The sequence below is a fragment of the Rahnella sp. BIGb0603 genome, assembly GCF_024808755.1.
Classification (GTDB): Bacteria; Pseudomonadota; Gammaproteobacteria; order Enterobacterales; family Enterobacteriaceae; genus Rahnella; species Rahnella contaminans.
The window spans coordinates 146,842-164,024 of record NZ_JANUEX010000004.1; the positions used below are offsets into that span (position 1 = coordinate 146,842).

At 56.5% G+C, this 17,183-nt stretch carries 18 protein-coding genes; 13 read left to right on the plus strand and 5 right to left on the minus strand.

Annotation, left to right across the window (positions count from 1 at the left end):
• Positions 1 to 3: 3 nt before the first annotated feature.
• The 3 genes from M2403_RS12030 to M2403_RS12040 are packed head-to-tail and all read left to right on the plus strand — an operon-like array spanning position 4 to position 2,804.
• Positions 4 to 822: a transporter substrate-binding domain-containing protein gene (locus M2403_RS12030; RefSeq protein ID WP_152327693.1), complete on the plus strand. Its 819-nt coding sequence runs from the start codon at positions 4 to 6 to the stop codon at positions 820 to 822.
• Entirely contained in the window at positions 822 to 1,646 is an 825-nt protein-coding gene (locus M2403_RS12035) for an amino acid ABC transporter permease (protein WP_152327692.1), read from the plus strand. Before M2403_RS12030 ends, M2403_RS12035 begins: the two co-directional genes overlap by 1 nt.
• A gap of 27 nt (positions 1,647 to 1,673) precedes the next feature.
• Positions 1,674 to 2,804: a pyridoxal phosphate-dependent aminotransferase gene (locus tag M2403_RS12040; protein WP_259229283.1), complete on the plus strand. Its 1,131-nt coding sequence runs from the start codon at positions 1,674 to 1,676 to the stop codon at positions 2,802 to 2,804.
• Positions 2,805 to 2,820: 16 nt separating this feature from the next.
• Here M2403_RS12040 and M2403_RS12045 read toward each other — a convergent pair whose 3' ends face one another.
• The gene (locus tag M2403_RS12045; RefSeq protein WP_152327690.1) at positions 2,821 to 3,699 is read right to left on the minus strand and encodes a LysR substrate-binding domain-containing protein; all 879 of its coding nucleotides are present in this window, start codon (positions 3,697 to 3,699) and stop codon (positions 2,821 to 2,823) included.
• Between the two features lie 117 nt (positions 3,700 to 3,816).
• Between M2403_RS12045 and M2403_RS12050 the strand changes: the two genes are divergently transcribed.
• Positions 3,817 to 5,352 carry an MFS transporter gene (locus M2403_RS12050; RefSeq protein WP_259229284.1) on the plus strand — a complete coding sequence of 512 codons (1,536 nt, stop codon included), beginning with the start codon at positions 3,817 to 3,819 and terminating at the stop codon, positions 5,350 to 5,352.
• Here M2403_RS12050 and M2403_RS12055 read toward each other — a convergent pair.
• Positions 5,331 to 6,107: a YdcF family protein gene (locus M2403_RS12055; RefSeq protein ID WP_259229286.1), complete on the minus strand. Its 777-nt coding sequence runs from the start codon at positions 6,105 to 6,107 to the stop codon at positions 5,331 to 5,333. The genes M2403_RS12050 and M2403_RS12055 overlap by 22 nt on opposite strands.
• A gap of 424 nt (positions 6,108 to 6,531) precedes the next feature.
• Here M2403_RS12055 and M2403_RS12060 point away from each other — a divergent pair, with 424 nt between their 5' ends.
• The 6 genes from M2403_RS12060 (at position 6,532) to M2403_RS12085 (ending at position 12,552) form a co-directional block, all read left to right on the plus strand.
• A complete protein-coding gene (locus M2403_RS12060; protein ID WP_152327687.1) occupies positions 6,532 to 7,077 on the plus strand; it encodes a spore coat protein U domain-containing protein in 546 nt (181 codons plus the stop codon).
• A 62-nt stretch (positions 7,078 to 7,139) separates the two neighbouring features.
• Positions 7,140 to 7,658, plus strand: a complete 519-nt coding sequence (locus tag M2403_RS12065; RefSeq protein ID WP_152327686.1) for a spore coat U domain-containing protein — start codon at positions 7,140 to 7,142, stop codon at positions 7,656 to 7,658.
• 8 nt (positions 7,659 to 7,666) lie between these two features.
• The gene (locus M2403_RS12070; protein ID WP_152327685.1) at positions 7,667 to 8,197 is read left to right on the plus strand and encodes a spore coat U domain-containing protein; all 531 of its coding nucleotides are present in this window, start codon (positions 7,667 to 7,669) and stop codon (positions 8,195 to 8,197) included.
• 18 nt (positions 8,198 to 8,215) lie between these two features.
• A complete protein-coding gene (locus M2403_RS12075; RefSeq protein WP_217152690.1) occupies positions 8,216 to 9,028 on the plus strand; it encodes a molecular chaperone in 813 nt (270 codons plus the stop codon).
• Between the two features lie 18 nt (positions 9,029 to 9,046).
• Positions 9,047 to 11,587, plus strand: a complete 2,541-nt coding sequence (locus tag M2403_RS12080) for a fimbria/pilus outer membrane usher protein (protein ID WP_165059083.1) — start codon at positions 9,047 to 9,049, stop codon at positions 11,585 to 11,587.
• Entirely contained in the window at positions 11,584 to 12,552 is a 969-nt protein-coding gene (locus tag M2403_RS12085) for a spore coat protein U domain-containing protein (RefSeq protein WP_165059081.1), read from the plus strand. Before M2403_RS12080 ends, M2403_RS12085 begins: the two co-directional genes overlap by 4 nt.
• A gap of 57 nt (positions 12,553 to 12,609) precedes the next feature.
• On the opposite strand, the gene M2403_RS12090 is transcribed toward M2403_RS12085, so the two are convergent.
• The 3 genes from M2403_RS12090 to M2403_RS12100 form a co-directional block, all read right to left on the minus strand.
• Positions 12,610 to 13,089, minus strand: coding sequence for a cold shock domain-containing protein (locus M2403_RS12090; protein WP_259229289.1), 480 nt, complete (start codon positions 13,087 to 13,089; stop codon positions 12,610 to 12,612).
• 107 nt (positions 13,090 to 13,196) lie between these two features.
• A complete protein-coding gene (gene alkB / locus M2403_RS12095; protein ID WP_165059080.1) occupies positions 13,197 to 13,850 on the minus strand; it encodes a DNA oxidative demethylase AlkB in 654 nt (217 codons plus the stop codon).
• A 69-nt stretch (positions 13,851 to 13,919) separates the two neighbouring features.
• Entirely contained in the window at positions 13,920 to 14,804 is an 885-nt protein-coding gene (locus M2403_RS12100; protein ID WP_208949968.1) for a LysR family transcriptional regulator, read from the minus strand.
• 91 nt (positions 14,805 to 14,895) lie between these two features.
• Between M2403_RS12100 and M2403_RS12105 the strand changes: the two genes are divergently transcribed.
• The 3 genes from M2403_RS12105 (at position 14,896) to M2403_RS12115 (ending at position 17,166) form a co-directional block, all read left to right on the plus strand.
• Complete coding sequence (locus M2403_RS12105; RefSeq protein ID WP_259229291.1) at positions 14,896 to 15,696, plus strand: isocitrate lyase/phosphoenolpyruvate mutase family protein; 801 nt, start codon at positions 14,896 to 14,898, stop codon at positions 15,694 to 15,696.
• Positions 15,697 to 15,745: 49 nt separating this feature from the next.
• On the plus strand, positions 15,746 to 16,282 hold the full coding sequence (locus M2403_RS12110) for an ATP-binding protein (protein ID WP_259229292.1): 537 nt from the start codon (positions 15,746 to 15,748) through the stop codon (positions 16,280 to 16,282).
• Between the two features lie 65 nt (positions 16,283 to 16,347).
• A complete protein-coding gene (locus M2403_RS12115; protein WP_152327676.1) occupies positions 16,348 to 17,166 on the plus strand; it encodes a shikimate 5-dehydrogenase in 819 nt (272 codons plus the stop codon).
• Positions 17,167 to 17,183: the final 17 nt, after the last annotated feature.

Sequence of the window (17,183 nt, forward strand, 5' to 3'; positions counted from 1 at the left end):
CTTATGCGCACTTCGTTCGTTGCCCTGACCCTGCTGGCCACCACGCTGTTTTCTGCCACCACTTTTGCCGGGTCGACGCTGGATCGCGTGACCAAAACCGGCGTTTTGCGCAATGCCATCGTTAATGACTATCCGCCTTTCGGCTTTATTGATGACAATAATCAGCTGGCGGGTTTTGACGTGGATGTCGCCAAAGCCGTGGCACAGCGCATGGGCGTGAAGCTGGAAATTATTGCGCCGGGCTGGGAAACGATTGTCGGCGGTAAATGGCAGGGGCGCTGGGATACCTGTATCTGCTCGATGACGCCAAACACCGAACGCGCCAAAGTGCTGGATTTCCCGACGCCGTACTACAACTCTCCGGCGGTTTTGGTGGTGAATAAGAAAGATGACCGCATTAAATCCGCTGCGGATCTGAGCAATAAGAAAATCGGTGTCGGCATCGGTTCAACCTATGAAACGTACCTGCAAAAAGCGCTGGTGATTCCGGGCGCAAAACCGCTGAACTTCCCGTTCGATAACGTGCAGGTTATCCCGAGTGACGAAGAAGTCGCGTTCCAGAATCTGGCGTTGGGGCCGGGCGTGCGACTCGACGGCGTGGTGTCTGATTTAGCCACCGCCAATGCCCGCATCAAACGCGCACCGGTGTTCAAAATTGTCACCGAGCTGTACGCCGAACCGAACTGGGTGGCGACGGACAAAGGCGACGCAGAGTGGGATAAAAAAGTCGCAGACACCATCAAATCGCTGCGCGACGACGGCACGCTGGCCAAAATTTCCCAGCACTGGCTGGGTGAAGATATTACGCACGAGGTACCGTGATGCCACAAATCCCGGACAGCCAGCCGAAGGTGGAAACGCCGGAACGCTGGCACCACGCGCACGCGTTTAAATTTAAAACCGGGCTGACGTGGCTGATTCTGCTCAGCCTGCTGCTCGGCACCTTCAGTAAAATGGGGCTGGACTGGAGCCTGATCAGCCAGAAATTGCCTTTTCTGCTCGGCCTGCGTCTGTCGCCGGACGGTTTTATTCAGGGCGCGGCGCTGACCATTATGATCACCGCCTGCTCGATGTTTTTCTGCCTGCTGATTGGCCTGATTACTGCACTCGGGCGGATGTCCAAAAACGCGCTGGCGTTTGGCTGCGCAACGTTTTATGCCTCGTTGTTTCGCGGTACGCCACTGCTGGTTCAGGTACTAATTATTTATCTGGCGCTGCCGCAGGTCGGGATTGTGCTCGGTGCGCTCAGCTCCGGCATCATCGCGCTGTCGATGAACTATGGCGCGTATCTGGCTGAAACTATCCGCAGCGGCGTGCTTTCCGTGCCACGTGGCCAGCAGGAAGCCGCGCTGGCGCTCGGCGTTTCGCGCTGGACGGTGGCGGTTCACGTCACCGCACCTCAGGCGCTGCGCATTATTATTCCGCCCGCCGGGTCGATGTTTATTTCCATGCTGAAAGACTCTTCGCTGGTCTCGCTGATGGGGCTGTGGGAGCTGAATTTTCTCGCGCAATCCTACGGGCGAAGCACCTATCGTTATATGGAAATGCTGGCGACCGCGGCTGCGATATACTGGATTATGTCGATTGTTTTAGAACTGCTGCAAAGCCGTCTTGAGCGCCGTTTTGCGCAGGGCCAGCGCCGCTGATGTTTAAATTTTATTAACGGGTACGCCATGTCCTTTCCAGAAGATTTTCGTTTAATCAGCTACCTCTCACGGCTGGAACACGCCGTCCGTTTTCCGCTGTCGTCGTCTTATCCGGAATCGATGAGCATCGATACGCTGTTTGAACTGGCGGGAAAAGAGCACCGCGCGCCTTTCATGCAAACCGTGCTGGATTACCCGCCGCTGCGCGGAACGCCTGAACTTCTTGAAGCCATCGCGTCCACATACCGGCACATTACGCCGCAGCAGGTCATCAGTTTTGCCGGTGCCGACGAAGCCATTTATGCCAGCTTTCAGATGCTGCTCGAACCAGGTGATCACGCGGTCGTGATCACGCCCAATTATCAGTCGCTGGAAAGCGTGCCGTTGTCGCGCTGTTCCGTCACCGGCGTGGCGCTCGATGAAAACAACGACTGGGCGCTGGACGTGGAAAAAGTGCGGGCTGCGCTGCGTGAAAACACCAAAGTGCTGGCGATAAACTTCCCGCATAACCCGACCGGTGCGCTGATTTCGCGTCAGCAACTCACGGATCTGGTGGAAATGTGCCGCGCACGCGGGATCTGGATTTTCTCCGATGAAGTGTACCGCCTGACGGAGTTTGATCCGGCGGATCGTCTGCCGCAGCTGGCCGATATTTACGAACGTGGGATCTCGCTGAATGTGACGTCAAAAGCCTACGGATTGCCCGGCCTGCGTATCGGCTGGGTGGCGTGTCAGGATGACGCGTGGATGCTGAAACTCGAACGCATGAAGCAGTATCTGTCGATCTGCAATTCCATGCCCGGCGAGTTTCTGACGACGATTGCGCTCAACGTCCGCGCGCCGATCCTTGAGCGTGTCATGGCGCGTTCGCGCACCCAGCTCGCCGCGCTGGCAGAGTTCCTGGCGCGCTATCCGCATCTGTTCCGGCTTTCCATGCCGAAGGCCGGTGTGCTGGCGTTTCCGCGTTATCTGGGGACAGAAGGCGCAGAAGCATTCGCCACCACACTGGTGGAAGAAACCGGGGTGATGGTCATTCCGTCGGTGACTTATGCCTCTGAACTGACGCCGGTTTCGGAAGATTTTCTGCGTATTGGCTTTGGCCGCGATAATCTTGAACAGGCGCTGGCGGAAATGGGAAAATGGCTGGATAAGCAGTAAACCGCTGAAAAAATACTTATCCCAGTACCTGTTTTTCGGTCAGAAAATCAATGAACACCCGCACCTTGGGCAACATATGGCGGCTGCTCGGCCAGACTACCGAGAACTTGCCGCCCTCTTTCTGAAAGCTGTCCAGCACCGAAATCAGCTCGCCGGAGGCCAGATAATTGCGCACGATAAACTCCGGCACATACGCCATTCCCAGCCCCTGTACCGCCGCCTGAAGTATCGATTCGAGATTATTGCTGCTCAGCGCCAGCGGCAGATCCACCGGCGTTTCGCTCAGTTCCCACTCCTGCCATTGTCCGTTACCCGGAAACCGGTAACGCAGGCAGGCGTGATGACGCAAATCACCCGGCGTCAGCGGAGCCGGGTGTTGCGCGAAATAACCGGGGCTGCCGACGATGGCAAAGCGGAACGGCCCGAGACGGCGCGACATCATCTGCGAACTGTTCAGCTCGCCGCTGCGGATAGCAATATCAAACCCTTCATCGATGACGTCCACCATGCGGTCGCTGAAATCCAGATCCAGCTCGACGTCAGGATAACGTACGCGAAACTCCGGCAAATGTGGCAACAACATGCGGTAACCGATGGCCGGCGCGGTGATGCGCAATTTGCCGCGTGGCACGGCGGAAATCCGCACCAGCTCCTGCTCGGCTTCTTCCAATTGCGTGACGATATTCTGGCAGCGTTCGAAAAAAAGCTGCCCTTCATCGGTCAGGCTGATGCGTCGCGTGCTGCGGTTAAACAGCCGCACGTTGAGCTTTTCCTCCAGGCGTGCCACGCTTTTCCCCACCGCTGACGCCGAAATGCCTATGCGTTCTGCTGCCGCCGCAAAACTCTGGCTTTGCGCCGCGCGGACAAACGCCAGCAAACCATTCAGATTTTCCACTTTACCCTTCCTGCCATTCAAGCGTTTTAGTCCTTAATCATCGGACTCATAGCCTGTTTCCGCAAGATTACTGACATTTTATCATCCATGTCACGACTCTTTCCGTTGGGGAAACCAATGAATACCTCTTCCACGCACAACACCGGCAGCCTGCGGGTTCTGTTCACCGTTTGTCTGGCAGCGGTGATCCTGCCGCTCAATTTCGTCAGCGGCGCGGTCGCCACGCCCGCCATCGCCCGTGAACTCGGCGGCAGCGCGCAGGCGCTCAGCTGGATAACCAATTCTTTCATGCTGACGTTTGGCTGTTTTCTGATGGCCGCGGGTGCGCTGGCGGATGAAATCGGCCGCAAAAAAGTGTTTATCAGCGGCGTTTCGCTGTTCGCCCTGCTTTCGTTGTTACAGGCCTTCAGCAGCAGTTTGCTGTGGACTGATTTGCTGCGCGGCGCGCAGGGGATTGCCGCCGCCGGTGCGCTGGCGGGCGGTGCGGCGGCTCTGGCGCAGGAATTCGACGGCGCAGCGCGAACCCGCGCGTTCAGTCTGATGGGCAGCAGTTTTGGCGTCGGACTGGCGTTCGGCCCGTTTCTGGCCGGATTGCTTATCGCGCATTTCGGCTGGCGTTCGGTCTTTTTCTCCGCCGCTGCCATCGCGCTGATTTCCCTGCTGAGCGGCACGTCGAAAATGCACGAAACGCGAAATCCGCAGGCTGCCGGTATCGACTGGCCGGGCACAGTGTCGTTTACCGCCATGCTGGCTTTGCTGACCTGGGCGCTGATGGAAATTCCGCAGTCCGGCCTGAACAGCCCGCAGGTGCTGGTGATGCTGGCGGGTGCGGCGGTGCTACTGGGTATTTTCGTGGTGGTTGAGCTGCGCGTGAAAAATCCGATGCTGGATTTATCGCTGTTCCACTACGTGCGTTTTATCGGCGTGCAGGCACTGCCGCTGGCGACCGGTTTCTGTTTTGTGGTGCTGCTGGTGGTGCTGCCGATGCTGTTTATCGGCGTTACCGGGCTGAGCGAAGAGCACGCCGGGCTGATGATGATGGCGCTGTCGGTGCCGATGCTGGTTGTACCGCTGCTGGCGGCGTGGCTGACGCGCTGGATACCGGCGGGCGTGTTGTGTACCGCCGGGCTGGTGATTGCTGCTGCCGGTCTGGGCTGGCTGAGCCGCGCGGTGCTGGCGCAGGATCTGTCCGGCATGATCGCGCCGATGCTGATAATTGGCGTGGGTACGGGTTTACCCTGGGGTTTGATGGACGGGCTTTCTGTCAGCGTTGTACCAAAAGAACGGGCAGGCATGGCGACCGGAATCTTCAGCACCACGCGCGTGGCCGGTGAAGGGATTTCACTGGCGATTGTCGGCGCCATTCTCTCAGCGCTCACTCATAACGCACTGGCGGCACAATTTACCGGCGGAGAAATCAGTCAGGCGGCGCAGCGGCTGGCGACCGGCAATCTGGCGGTCGCGCAGCAGCTCATTCCGCAGGCCAGCACGGCGCAGCTTCAGGCGCTTTATGCCGCCTCGCTGCATCCGCTGTTGTTGTGCCTGACGGGTATTACGCTGTTTTCCGCGCTGGTGGTTTTACTGGCACTGCGCGGAAATCATCAGGAAACGGCAGAACCCGCGGCCGTCTGTCAGAAGGATCTGTCGCCGTAACCGGCTTCAAGAACCGGGCGCAGCCGCGCATAAATTTCTTCAATGTCTGCCGGAATATCCACTTCGGCAATAAAGCCCGCACCGCGCGGGCCGTAGCCCCCCGGCGCATTACGCAGACGCGGGATTTCGCCCAGCAGCAGGGAGATAAAGCGCGGCAATGTCCACAAACCGGCCTGTGCGGTTCCGGCAAATCTCACGCTTTCGCCTTCGCGCACCAGCTGCGGCACCAGCACCGGCCAGCTGGTGAAGCGGACATCCGGACGATCGCGCCAGACGTGGCGGAAACTGGCGTCGGTGCGCAACTGCATCAGCGGATCCTGTGTCAGAATAATGTTCGTATTCTGGTCACCGGATCCGTCGAGCACGCGCCGCGCCTGTAAGGCGTTATCGCCGCAGTTGGCCGACGCCGTTTCCAGCAGGATATTTTCCGGGGAAAGCCCGAAATGCTGTAAACCGATGTCGTACAACACTTCGGCCTCACTGCGGCCTTCGGTGGCGATGTTCCGGTAAACCGGATGTTGCTGCACCGCGTCATACAGCAAACGGGTTGAATGCCCGATGCCACCGGCAATCAGCAGGCGTGACACCGCGCCCTGCGCCAGCGCTTGAAACGCCGCTTCTGCGGTCGGTAAAATCGCGTTGCCCAGGAGGATGAGCAGCGGCGAAGTACCTGACGGCCCCTTTCCGGCGGTTTGGTCAAAAGATAAAAAACGCGCCAGACGGTTCATATCAGCAATAACGGGATCAGAAAACATCACAGTCTCCATTCGGGGGGATACAGCATCATAACCCGTTAACAACACACAAAGAATGGTTAATAAACTTCATCTTTTCACTGCCGCTCCGCATCATACAGACCTGTAAAAAACATAATATCGGGATAAAAAACTATCAATTTCACATTTATAGAATTTTTATCCTTATTATCAAAAATGCCGAAAATATCCCCTTAAGGTAAATTTATTAACTTATATTTAACCATAACGGCGTTTTTCATCATGAGGTTAAGGTCAGGGACTCTTTCAGCAGTGACTGAACAATACAAATCCCGGTCTGCGCGTCGTTTCTTGTCCGGTTTTCTTGCAGTCTTTAGCGTTAAATTACTGACCACCAGAGGATTTCCACATGCAACACCGTTGCATGAATACACACCAGTGTAAGCAGTTATTGGGAGTCATCATGGGCGAAAAAAATTCTTTATTACTGGCTATTCTGGCCGCGGCAACACTGACGTTAGCCGCAGGCGCGCAGGCAGCCGGAACCTTAACAGGGCAAGTGGGCGTTTCACTGACCATCAGTACCGGGTGTACCGTGGGTAACGGCACGTCAACGGGTGGGACCAACCAGTGGGGTACCTTAAACTTTGGTAACTATGCCGATCTGACCAGCGTGATCAACGGCACCGTGTTTGGTGCCAATGGCACCGGCGCGGTCACCATCACCTGTAGCACCGGCCTGACACCAACGCTGTCACTCAATGGCGGCCTTGCGGCGACCGGCGGGTTGCGCACGATGACCTCCAGCGGAACCAGCATTCCTTACCGTCTCTATTCCGATACCGCACGTACCACTGAAATCGCGATCAATACGCCAATCACCCTGACCACCGGGACGACGGCGCAAAATATCCCGATTTATGGCCGCGTGCTGCCTGCTGACCAGACCAGCACCACGCCAGCCGCAGGAACTTATAACGATACCGTTGTTGCCACTCTTTCCTGGTAAAGCTTTATTCCCTCAGGGCCGGTTTAGCCTCTGAAGGATTTTTGATTCAAGGAAGGAAAACCATGGACATCAAGGTACTGCTGCTCTTGCCAGCTATCCTGCTGGTGTCGATGCCGTTCAGCATTCCCTTAAGTCAGGCGGCAACAATCGGCGTCAGCGCCACGTTGTTGCCCGCCTGCGAGGCGGGAACCACGACGTCCGGAAGTACCAGTTTTGGTACGCTGAATTTTGGCAATTATGCTTCGCTGACCAGCGCGATTAATGCCACCAGCGCTCAGCTGGCGGGCTCGATTCGCGTGAAATGCGTGAACGGACTGGCCTACAAAATTGTTATGGATGGCGGCAGCAGCGGCGTGGTGACAGCCCGCAGAATGGTCAACACCACCAACAGCGCGGTATCCCTGCAATATAATCTCTATACCACAGCGGCGCGCACGACAGTCTGGGATAACACCACCGGCGTGAGCAATACCGGCAACGGTGCCGATCAGTGGGCGACGGTCTATGGCCGCGTTCCGGCTCAAAGCACACCGGCCGCCGGTGTTTATCAGGACACGGTGAACGTCACCGTGTCCTGGTAGAGGCTGTTATGCCTGGCCGTCTGCTTGCTCCGCTGATTCTGCTGCCGCTGATGTTTTGCAGCGCAGCGCGGGCCGCAACCGCCACGGCAGCATTTACCGTCACCGCCACCCTCACCAATGGCTGCGCTTTTGGCAGCTCGTTTTCCAGCCCGACCACCAACCTCGGCACCATCAACTTCGGCTCCATGTCCTCCATCCCCGCCAACGTCGACACCACCAGCGTTGCCGGTGCCGGATCCGTGGTGGTGACCTGTACGCCGGGAACCTCCGTCAGTATCGCCATGGATTACGGCACTCACGGCGGCAGCGCGACGCGCCGCTTTCTGCAAAACACCACCAGCACAGAGCAACTGGGCTATCAGCTTTTTCAGGATGCCGCCCGCAGTCAGGTCTGGGGCAACGGCGCACTGGTTAAATCCGTGGCCAGTTTTCCTGCGACCACACAAACCTACCCGGTTTATGCACGTTTATACGCTGTGACCACCCTGCCTTCTGCCGGGACTTATACCGATACCGTCACCGTAACGTTAACTTATTGAATCATCAGGATATGGAATATGAATACACTGTTTTTACGCACGAATTTTTCCCGCATTATTTCAACCACTGCGCTGGCCTGCTCCCTGCTGTTACCGCCCGCTGCGCAGGCTGCCAGTTCCGTGCTTGTCTGGCCGGTCTACCAGATTATTGAAGCCGATCAGAACGGATCGGCCCTGTGGCTGGAGAACCGTGGCGCTGAACCGGTGTCTTTACAGGTGCGCGTGCTGGCCTGGAAGCAGGAGAATTTTAACGAGCGATACGCGGATCAAACCAACGTGGTCGCCAGCCCGCCTTTTGCGACGGTGCCTCCGGGTCAGCGCCAGCTGATCAGACTGATCCGCAACACGCCGGTGCCGGCGAATACTGAACAGGCCTACCGCATCATTATTGATGAGATCCCGTCCCCGTTGAATAACGCCGGCCAGGGGAAAGATAAGGCGGTGGTCGGGCTGCAATTGCAGATGCGTTATCTGCTTCCGCTGTTTATGGATGGCGGCAGTCTGTGGACTAACGATCGCCCGGATATGAAACGCGATCCGTCCACGGCGTCGCGCCCGGTACTGTCGTGGCGCACGGTTTCTGACGGCGGTAAAACCTATTTGCAGGTGCGCAATACCGGCATCGTCCATGCGCGTCTGAGCAACGTATTCTGGTCAGCGAACGGCAATCAGAAGCAGGGTGTAAAAACCATGGTCGGCGGCTTTATGGGCTACGTGTTACCGGGGCAACAGATGCGCTGGCCGTTGCCTGCGGGCGTCACGCCCGGCGAGCAGCTTAATGCGCAGATTGCCGATAATACCAAACCGATTGTCATTTCCCGCGGCCAGTAACAGCAGGAGCCGCAACGGATGCCAATCAGACCTCTTCCCCGTTCGGGTTATCAGCCTAAGCTGTATTTCCGGGGAAGCCTGTGCCTGTTATGCCTGACCACGTTTGCCGTGCAGGCGCAGGAATATTCATCGCTGCCGGACGCCCCGCGTGCGGCGCCGGTGGTGACGGATGCCATGTTTTATCTGTCTGTTGTGGTGAACGGCCAGACGGATAATCAGGTGGTGCCTGTTACCTATCGCAATAATGCGTACTTTGTCGAAGCCGGGGTGCTGGCGAAAAATCACGTTCACATTAACGGTCAGACGGGGCTGATTAACGTCGGCGAGTTGCCGGACGTGAAAGCCCGTTATGACTCGGGAACACAGCAGCTGATTTTACAGGTGCCGGATGCGTGGCTGCCAAATCAGAACGTCAGCGGCGATCCGCTGATGAACTACACACCATCGGAAAGCAGCAACGGCCTGCTGTTTAACTACGATGCGTATTACACCGATCCGCCCGGCGGCGCACGGTCAGTCGCCACCTGGATGGAACAGCGTTTTTTCAGCAGTCTGGGGATTGTCACCAACACCGGAACTTACCGCTACAACATTGACAGCGTGTCCCCCAACGGCGGCCAGACCTCGCAGGATGGCTATCTGCGTTACGATACTTTCTGGCGTTTTACCGACGAAAAAAATCTGATCAGCTATCAGGTCGGGGATTTCGTCAGCGATTCCCTGACATGGAGTAATTCGGCGCGCATGGGCGGTATCCGCATCAGCCGTAATTTCGCGGTTCGTCCGGATCTGGTGACGTATCCGCTGCTGCAATACAGCGGAACAGCCGCCGTACCAACCACCGTGGATTTGTTCCTCAATGGCTTCAAAGCCAGCAGTAATAACCTGAACTCCGGGCCGTTTACCCTGACCAACGTGCCGTATATCAACGGCGCCGGTGAAGCCACGATCGTGACGACGGATGCTGTCGGGCGACAGGTTTCGACCAGCGTACCGTTTTATGTTTCCAACACCTTGCTGCGCAAAAACCTCAGCGACTTTGATTTCTCGCTCGGCGCGGTTCGTCAGAATTATGGCCTGTCCAACGGTGATTATTCCGATGCGGCCTTCAGCGGTATCTACCGTTACGGCCTGAGCAATTACCTGACGCTTTCGGGCCATACCGAAATCGCGCAGGGATTAACGCTCGGTGGTTTAGGGGGGGATATCGCGGTCGGCACCTGGGGAACGCTGAGTGTCTCAGGCAGCATGAGTAAAGCCGACCGGCCGCCGGTCGATGGTAGTAATATTCCCGATAACCAAAGTACTTACCCGAACGGCGCGAACCCGGGTATTCCCAATGCCAGCGGAGAAATCAGCAATCCGCTGGGCGTGAGCGCGACCGACAAAAAAGACGGCAGCCAGTACACCCTCGGCTATTCGTACTATTCCAATATTTTCAGTCTGTCCGCCCTGCGCTCAAAACGCACGGTGGGTTATCAGGATATTACGTCTTACACCAGCAACACGAGGTTAAGCCGTCAGGCGGATCAGGTGACGTTCAGCACCTCGCCCTTTGGCTCGTCAAACGGCACCATGGGCATCGGGTATTACGACGTCGAAGCCTATGACAATTCCCATACCCGGCTGGTGAACTTCTCTTACAGCCGCTCGCTGTGGGGCCAGAGCAGCATGTTTTTATCGCTCAACAAAACGCTGGGCGATAACGGCTACAGCGCACAACTTCAGTTCATTATCCCGATCGGCACCAATATCAATATGAATGCAGGCGTGCAGCGTGACAGTTCAGGAAATTATCAGGAGCAAATTGGCGCCAGCAAAGCGACACCGACCGACGGGGGTCTGGGCTGGAATCTGGCTTACAGTGGCGGCAATAACCCGTATCAGCAGGCCGATGCCACCTGGAAATCCCATTACGCCACGGTTCAGGGCGGCTTTTACGGCAATCAGGGCGATTACACCAACTGGGCGGATCTGAGTGGTTCCGTGGTGTTTATGGCAAACGACTGGTTCCTGTCAGACAAAATTAATGACGCCTTTATCGTGGTGGATACCGGCCATTACGCCGACGTGCCGGTGTTGTTCGAGAACCAGAAAATGGGCAAAACAGACAGCAACGGACATCTTTTGATCCCGACCGTCAGCTCGTATTATCCCGCCAAAGTGGAAATCGATACGCTTCCGCTCCCGGCAGACGTGGTCGCCAATAACGTCAATGACCGGATTGCCGTGAAGCAAGGCAGTGGCGTAATAGTGAAATTTAGCGTGGAAAAAGTCCTTTCCGCCAATATCACCCTCCACGACAAAGCCGGGCAACCGCTGAAACTCGGGACGCTGGTAACGGAACAAAACTCTCAGCAAACCACCGTAACCGGCTATGACGGGCTGGTGTACTTCTCCCATTTGCAGGAACACAACGTGCTGAATATTCAGCAGGAAGATCATTCGGTATGCCGGATCAGTTTCGATCTGGATCCTAAACATCAGAGCATTGAGCAGATTGGCCCGCTGGCATGTCCGGACACGACAGCGGGTACAGGCGCAGGAGATAAATCATGAGAATTTTTTGGCGGCAGATACGCCACGGCGTGTTGCTGGTGATGCTGCTTGCGGCATCGTCGGTGGCCCGGGCCGGTTGTACCACAGCAGCATCCACCATTACATTGGGAACACAAAATTCTTTTGCCGTCAGTTCCACTCCGCTGATCACCTCTGGCGGCAGCGGATTAAGCTGTACCGGCGGCCTGCTCAACGTGGGCGGCACCAATACCATCACGGCGCTGATAGGCACAACGACACATCCGACCGGAACACAGCCACGCCTTTACAGTGCAGCCACCGGCCAGTATCTGCCGTACAGTTTGTGTAAAGATGCCAGCTGCAGTGCCGTTTATAATCAGGGCGATACTATCACCTGGAGCAGCAGCACCGCGCTCGGCCTGTTGGGATTATTTTCCGGCCCCAACAGTACATTGCCGCTCTACGTCCGCCCGGTTGCCATTTCCAATCTGGCAGCCGGAACCTATATCGATACGGTTCCGATTAACTGGACCTGGAATATGTGTTCCATCGCCGTGGGTACATTGCTGTGTCTCGCGGATACAGGGAGTGTTTCTGGCAATGTGAATCTGACCCTGAATGTCACCAGTTTTTGCTATATCGACAGTGCTCCCAACGTCGGTTTCGGCAGCGCCGCCCTGCCTTCCGGCCTGACGACGGTCGTGGCGAACACCATCAGCGTGCGCTGCACCCTGAACGCCGCCTATTCCGTGAACCTGACCAGCAGCGTGGCGGGCACCGGCGCATACCGGCAGATGTCATCTACCGCCAATTCGGTTACCAGCTATCTGCAATACCAGATTTTCAAAGGTGACAGCACGGTCTGGACCGCCGCAACCAACAGCAGCGCGACCGGAACCGGTACTTCGCAGTCATTCCCGTACACGGCGTCCGTGAATTTGACGCAAGCCAACCAGCCCGCAGGTTCTTACAGCGATACCGTGACGGTAACAGTGACGTACTAGTAGGGATAAAACAGAACCGGTGCAGCGAATGCGCACCGGTTTGGAAACGATAAAAACTTACAGCGCTTTCAGCGTTTTGATGGTGGCATCCACGTCAATTTCATCTTCCGTAAACACGTACGTGCTGTTCTGGAAGGTGGTGATCAGCAGCTTTTTCATGGTACGCGTCGCGGCTTTTTTCTCTTCTTCCTGCGGGCGGATACGGTTCATCAGCAGGCCGACAGAAAGCACGGCATTCTCTTTGTCGACTTTGGTTTCTGCCGGGACTTCTTCATTGAAGGCCAGGAAGGATTTGATACTGGTGATTTTGATGCGCTCACCGGCAATAAAGATGTATTTGCTTTCCGGTTCCACTTTGAGCGCAAAGGCGGAAAGACCTTTGTTGTTGGTCGTCGGCTCAAAAGTGACCACCGCATCTTTTTTAATCAGCTCAGGGTTTGCGACTTTAATCACGTGGAAATAACGGTTATCGCCGTTTTCATCTTTGATAAAACCGAAACCTTTATCTTCAAACCAGGTTGTGATTACGCCGTTCATCGCTTACCGCCTAAGTAATTATTCGTTCAATATGTCAGATTTTGCAGGGCGGCAGTGTAAAGCAGAATGAGGATAAAGTCCTGTGCTTTACAGCCCGGCCTGCCGTGTTATACCGCTTTACGGAAAGTCAGGTTAAACCGGTACGCACCTGTGAGCGGATGTTCACCGGCTTTCAGCGGCAAAACGCCGTGATAACGCAGCCGCGACGGGCCGCCCCACACCACGATATCGCCGTGCGTCAGCGTAATGCGCTGTGTTTTGTCGCTGCGCTCCAGCCCGCCAAACTGAAACACCGCCGGTAATCCGAGCGAAATCGAGACAATCGGCTGCCCGAAGTCATGCTCGTCTTTATCCTGATGCAGGCTCATTTTGGCGCCCGGCTGATACCGGTTAATCAGGCAGGCATCCGGATTAAAACCGGGAAAACCGGCCTGCTCTGCGGCTTTCACCGCGATATCGCGAAACAGTTCAGGCATCGCGGGCCATTGCTGATGGCTTTCCGGCGATGTGGTCTGATACCGGTAACCGGCTTTATCGGTTACCCAGCCGACATCACCGCAGTTGGTCATCGCCACAGACATCGCATAACCGCCCGGCGTCGCGCGATACTGAAAAGGCACCAGCCCGGCGATCCGGTCGATCTCCGCCAGCAACGCTGTATCGTTTTCCCGCGCTGCGCCACGCAGCACCACCGCGCCGGGGAAAAGATCTTCGCGCCAGTGCGGGTGGAAATCGGGATGATCAAAAAGATCCAAATTCATGTCAGCCTCCGCGTTTGCGTATGCATTAAGTATAACGGATCTCGCCTTTTGAGCATCAGACCATCATTTTCAACGCCACCGTGAAGACAAAAACTCAAGAAATACCGTGGCCGCCTGGCCGATACGCCGGTTAGGCCGCACGCAATAGACGCCGGTTTCCCGCCCTGTCCATTGCGGCAAAACCTGCACCAGACTTCCTGCGGCAATCGCCGCCGCCATCGTGACTGCCGAATGAAAAGCGATGCCGTGCGCGTCGGTACAAAGCCGCCGCGCCGCATCCGCGTTATCCACTTTCACCGATCCTTTCGGTGCCAGCGTGCGTTCTTCTGCACCCGAAAACAGCCGCCACAGCAGGCCGTCCTGACTGGCCGAAGAAACAATACATTCATGCTGATTGAGATCTTCCAACGCCTGCGGCACCCCGCGTTTTTCCAGATAAGCCGGTGCGGCTACCAGGATCCGCCGGTTCTCCAGCATCTTGTGAGCAATCAGCGAGGAATCCTTCATACGACCAATACGAAACGCCAGCATGATGCCGTCGGCAACCAGATCAGCGTAGTCATCGGTCAGACGCAAATCCAGCTGCACGCGGGGATACGCCGCCAGAAACGCACTCAGATACGGCACGATATGCGTGTGACCAAATGCCACCGGCGCGCTGACCACCAGTTCGCCATACGGCAGCTTCTGTTCATCGCGCACGGTTTCGGCGGCGTTCCGCAGCAGCAGCAGCGCCTGATGACTCTCGGAAAAATAGCGTTTCCCGGATTCAGTCAGCGACATCGCCCGCGTGGTCCGGTTCAGCAGCTGGGTGCCCAGCTGCTGTTCCAGCGCTTTGATAAAGCGGCTGACGGACGACGGCGTGATCCCCAGCGCATCAGCGGCGCGGGCAAAGCTATTGTGTTCAACCACAGCAACAAAGGTTTGCACTAAGTGCAGCGACGGCGCGTTCATTATTGCTCTCAGGGAATCAATGAATGTTATTTCCGGCTATTATCAAGAAAATTAAGCATGATTAGAATGTTTCTTTTTCGAGGAACATTCTATGAAAACGCCTGATCTCTCCGCCTTTCACGCCCTGCATTTGCAGGATAAACCGCTGAAATTACCCAACGCCTGGGACGCAGGCAGCGCACGCCAGACAGAGTTTCTTGGCGCGGCGGCCATTGCCACCACCAGTGCGGGCGTCGCCTGGTCTTTGGGGTATCGCGACGGCAATGCGCTGCCGGTGGATGAGTATGTGGCGCGCGCGGCGTCTATCGCCCGGGTAATTTCAGTTCCGCTGTCTGCGGATGTCGAAGGCGGCTACAGCGACTCCCCGGCGCAGGTTGCCATTAATGTTTCACGGCTTACCGACGTCGGCGTCACCGGCATTAATATTGAGGACGGCGCGGGCAATCCCGACCTCCTTTACGCCAAAGTCGAGGCCATCCGCAACGCGTGTATCCGGCGCGGCGTGGAGCTGTACATTAATGTGCGTACCGACGTTTACGCCCGCAATCTGGTGTCCGCTGAACACCGCGCCGCCGAAGTCATGGTACGGGCACAAGCCTGCCATCGCGCAGGCGCTGACGGGCTTTTTGTGCTCGGATTAACCGACCTGAACGAGATGCGCGACATCGCCAAAAGCACGCCGCTGCTGCTCAATGTTGCGGTCTGGCCGGGGCTTGCGCCGGTAGAAGAACTGGCGCAAGCGGGCGTCCGCCGTCTCAGCGCCGGTTCCTGGCTGCCGCAAACCTTGTGGGCACAGAATGCAAGGCTGGTCAGCGGTTTTTTACAGGACGATGCGATGACGCCGATGATGGAAAATGCGGCATCTTATTCTGAAATCAACGTGTTATTTTAACCAGCTGAACGGGCTGAAAAACAAAGACATCAAACCGGAGGGGCAGACAATGAACACCGAAAATCAGGCAATGCTGCATATCTTGTGCGGAAAAATTGCCTCCGGGAAATCGACCCTGGCGCGCGAACTGGCAACGCAGCCGGTCACGGTTGTCGTCAGCGAAGACCGGTGGTTATCCGCGCTGTTTAAAGAGGAAATGCGCACGATCGAGGATTACGTCCGCTGCTCGGCAAAACTGCGCAGCGCCATCGCCCCGCACGTGGTTTCGCTGCTCAGCGCCGGAGTTTCCGTGGTGCTGGATTTTCCGGCCAATACCGTCGCGAACCGCCAGTGGATGATGAGCATCATTCACGAATCGGGCACGGATCATCGCCTGCATTTTCTGAATGTCTCCGCCGACGTCTGTAAATCCCGTTTGCACGTCCGGAATCAGTCCGGCACGCATGATTTTGTGGTGACCGATGAGCAGTTTGAGCTTATCTCCCGACATTTTGCTGAACCTCAGGCGGAAGAAGGTTTCACCATTATTCAATACGATAACGGAAACTCAGCGGAAACGGGAACCGCCCATGAAGGAACGCGCTGATTGTAGGGTTGTATCGTTTCAGCTAAGGTTTACCTAAGCCAAACCTACCCTATCAGGAGAGCATCATGAGTCGGGAAATCAACAAAGACACGCAGCTGTGCATGTCTCTTTCCGGTCGTCCGGGAAATTTCGGTACCCGTTTTCATAACTACCTTTATCAGGCGTTAGACCTGAACTTCGTCTACAAGGCGTTCACCACTCAGGATATCGAGGCGGCTGTCAAAGGCGTTCGCGCGCTCGGTATCCGCGGCTGCGCGGTTTCCATGCCGTTCAAGGAAGCCTGCATTCCGTTCCTCGATGAACTGGATCCTTCCGCAACCGCCATTCAGTCCGTGAATACCATCGTCAATGACGACGGTTTCCTGCGCGCCTATAACACCGACTATATTGCCGTCGCCAAACTGCTCGACAGCCATAAAGTCCCGCGCGATGCGGTCTTCGCGCTGCGCGGCAGCGGCGGAATGGGCAAAGCTGTGGTCGCTGCCATCCGTGATGCCGGTTTCAAAACCGGTTATATCATTGCCCGCAACGAAGCCAATGGCCGCGCGCTGGCAGAAGAATACGGTTACGAATGGAAAGCCGACGTCGGTGATTTAGCCGTCGATATGGTCGTCAACGTCACACCAATCGGTATGGCCGGTGGCCCGGAAGCCGATTCACTGGCCTTTGCGCCCGACGTCATTGACCGCGCGAGCATCGTTTTCGACGTCGTCGCCCTGCCGGTCGAAACGCCGCTTATCCGATACGGACGTGAGCACGGCAAAAAAGTCATCACCGGCGCAGAAGTCGCCGCACTTCAGGCCGTCGAACAGTTCGTGCTGTATACCGGCAAACGCCCGTCCGACGAACTTATCGAAGCCGCGGCAACGCACGCGCGAAGCTAAGGGTTGTAATCACCTGA

Excerpts from the sequence above, each read along its gene's own strand:
- M2403_RS12030 (WP_152327693.1), top strand. The coding sequence starts at position 4 with ATGCGCACTTCGTTCGTTGCCCTGACCCTGCTGGCCACCACGCTGTTT.
- M2403_RS12035 (WP_152327692.1), top strand. The coding sequence starts at position 822 with ATGCCACAAATCCCGGACAGCCAGCCGAAGGTGGAAACGCCGGAACGC.
- M2403_RS12040 (WP_259229283.1), top strand. The coding sequence starts at position 1,674 with ATGTCCTTTCCAGAAGATTTTCGTTTAATCAGCTACCTCTCACGGCTG.
- M2403_RS12050 (WP_259229284.1), top strand. The coding sequence starts at position 3,817 with ATGAATACCTCTTCCACGCACAACACCGGCAGCCTGCGGGTTCTGTTC.
- M2403_RS12055 (WP_259229286.1), bottom strand. The coding sequence starts at position 6,107 with ATGTTTTCTGATCCCGTTATTGCTGATATGAACCGTCTGGCGCGTTTT.
- M2403_RS12060 (WP_152327687.1), top strand. The coding sequence starts at position 6,532 with ATGGGCGAAAAAAATTCTTTATTACTGGCTATTCTGGCCGCGGCAACA.
- M2403_RS12065 (WP_152327686.1), top strand. The coding sequence starts at position 7,140 with ATGGACATCAAGGTACTGCTGCTCTTGCCAGCTATCCTGCTGGTGTCG.
- M2403_RS12070 (WP_152327685.1), top strand. The coding sequence starts at position 7,667 with ATGCCTGGCCGTCTGCTTGCTCCGCTGATTCTGCTGCCGCTGATGTTT.
- M2403_RS12075 (WP_217152690.1), top strand. The coding sequence starts at position 8,216 with ATGAATACACTGTTTTTACGCACGAATTTTTCCCGCATTATTTCAACC.
- M2403_RS12080 (WP_165059083.1), top strand. The coding sequence starts at position 9,047 with ATGCCAATCAGACCTCTTCCCCGTTCGGGTTATCAGCCTAAGCTGTAT.
- M2403_RS12085 (WP_165059081.1), top strand. The coding sequence starts at position 11,584 with ATGAGAATTTTTTGGCGGCAGATACGCCACGGCGTGTTGCTGGTGATG.
- M2403_RS12090 (WP_259229289.1), bottom strand. The coding sequence starts at position 13,089 with ATGAACGGCGTAATCACAACCTGGTTTGAAGATAAAGGTTTCGGTTTT.
- alkB (WP_165059080.1), bottom strand. The coding sequence starts at position 13,850 with ATGAATTTGGATCTTTTTGATCATCCCGATTTCCACCCGCACTGGCGC.
- M2403_RS12100 (WP_208949968.1), bottom strand. The coding sequence starts at position 14,804 with ATGAACGCGCCGTCGCTGCACTTAGTGCAAACCTTTGTTGCTGTGGTT.
- M2403_RS12105 (WP_259229291.1), top strand. The coding sequence starts at position 14,896 with ATGAAAACGCCTGATCTCTCCGCCTTTCACGCCCTGCATTTGCAGGAT.
- M2403_RS12110 (WP_259229292.1), top strand. The coding sequence starts at position 15,746 with ATGAACACCGAAAATCAGGCAATGCTGCATATCTTGTGCGGAAAAATT.
- M2403_RS12115 (WP_152327676.1), top strand. The coding sequence starts at position 16,348 with ATGAGTCGGGAAATCAACAAAGACACGCAGCTGTGCATGTCTCTTTCC.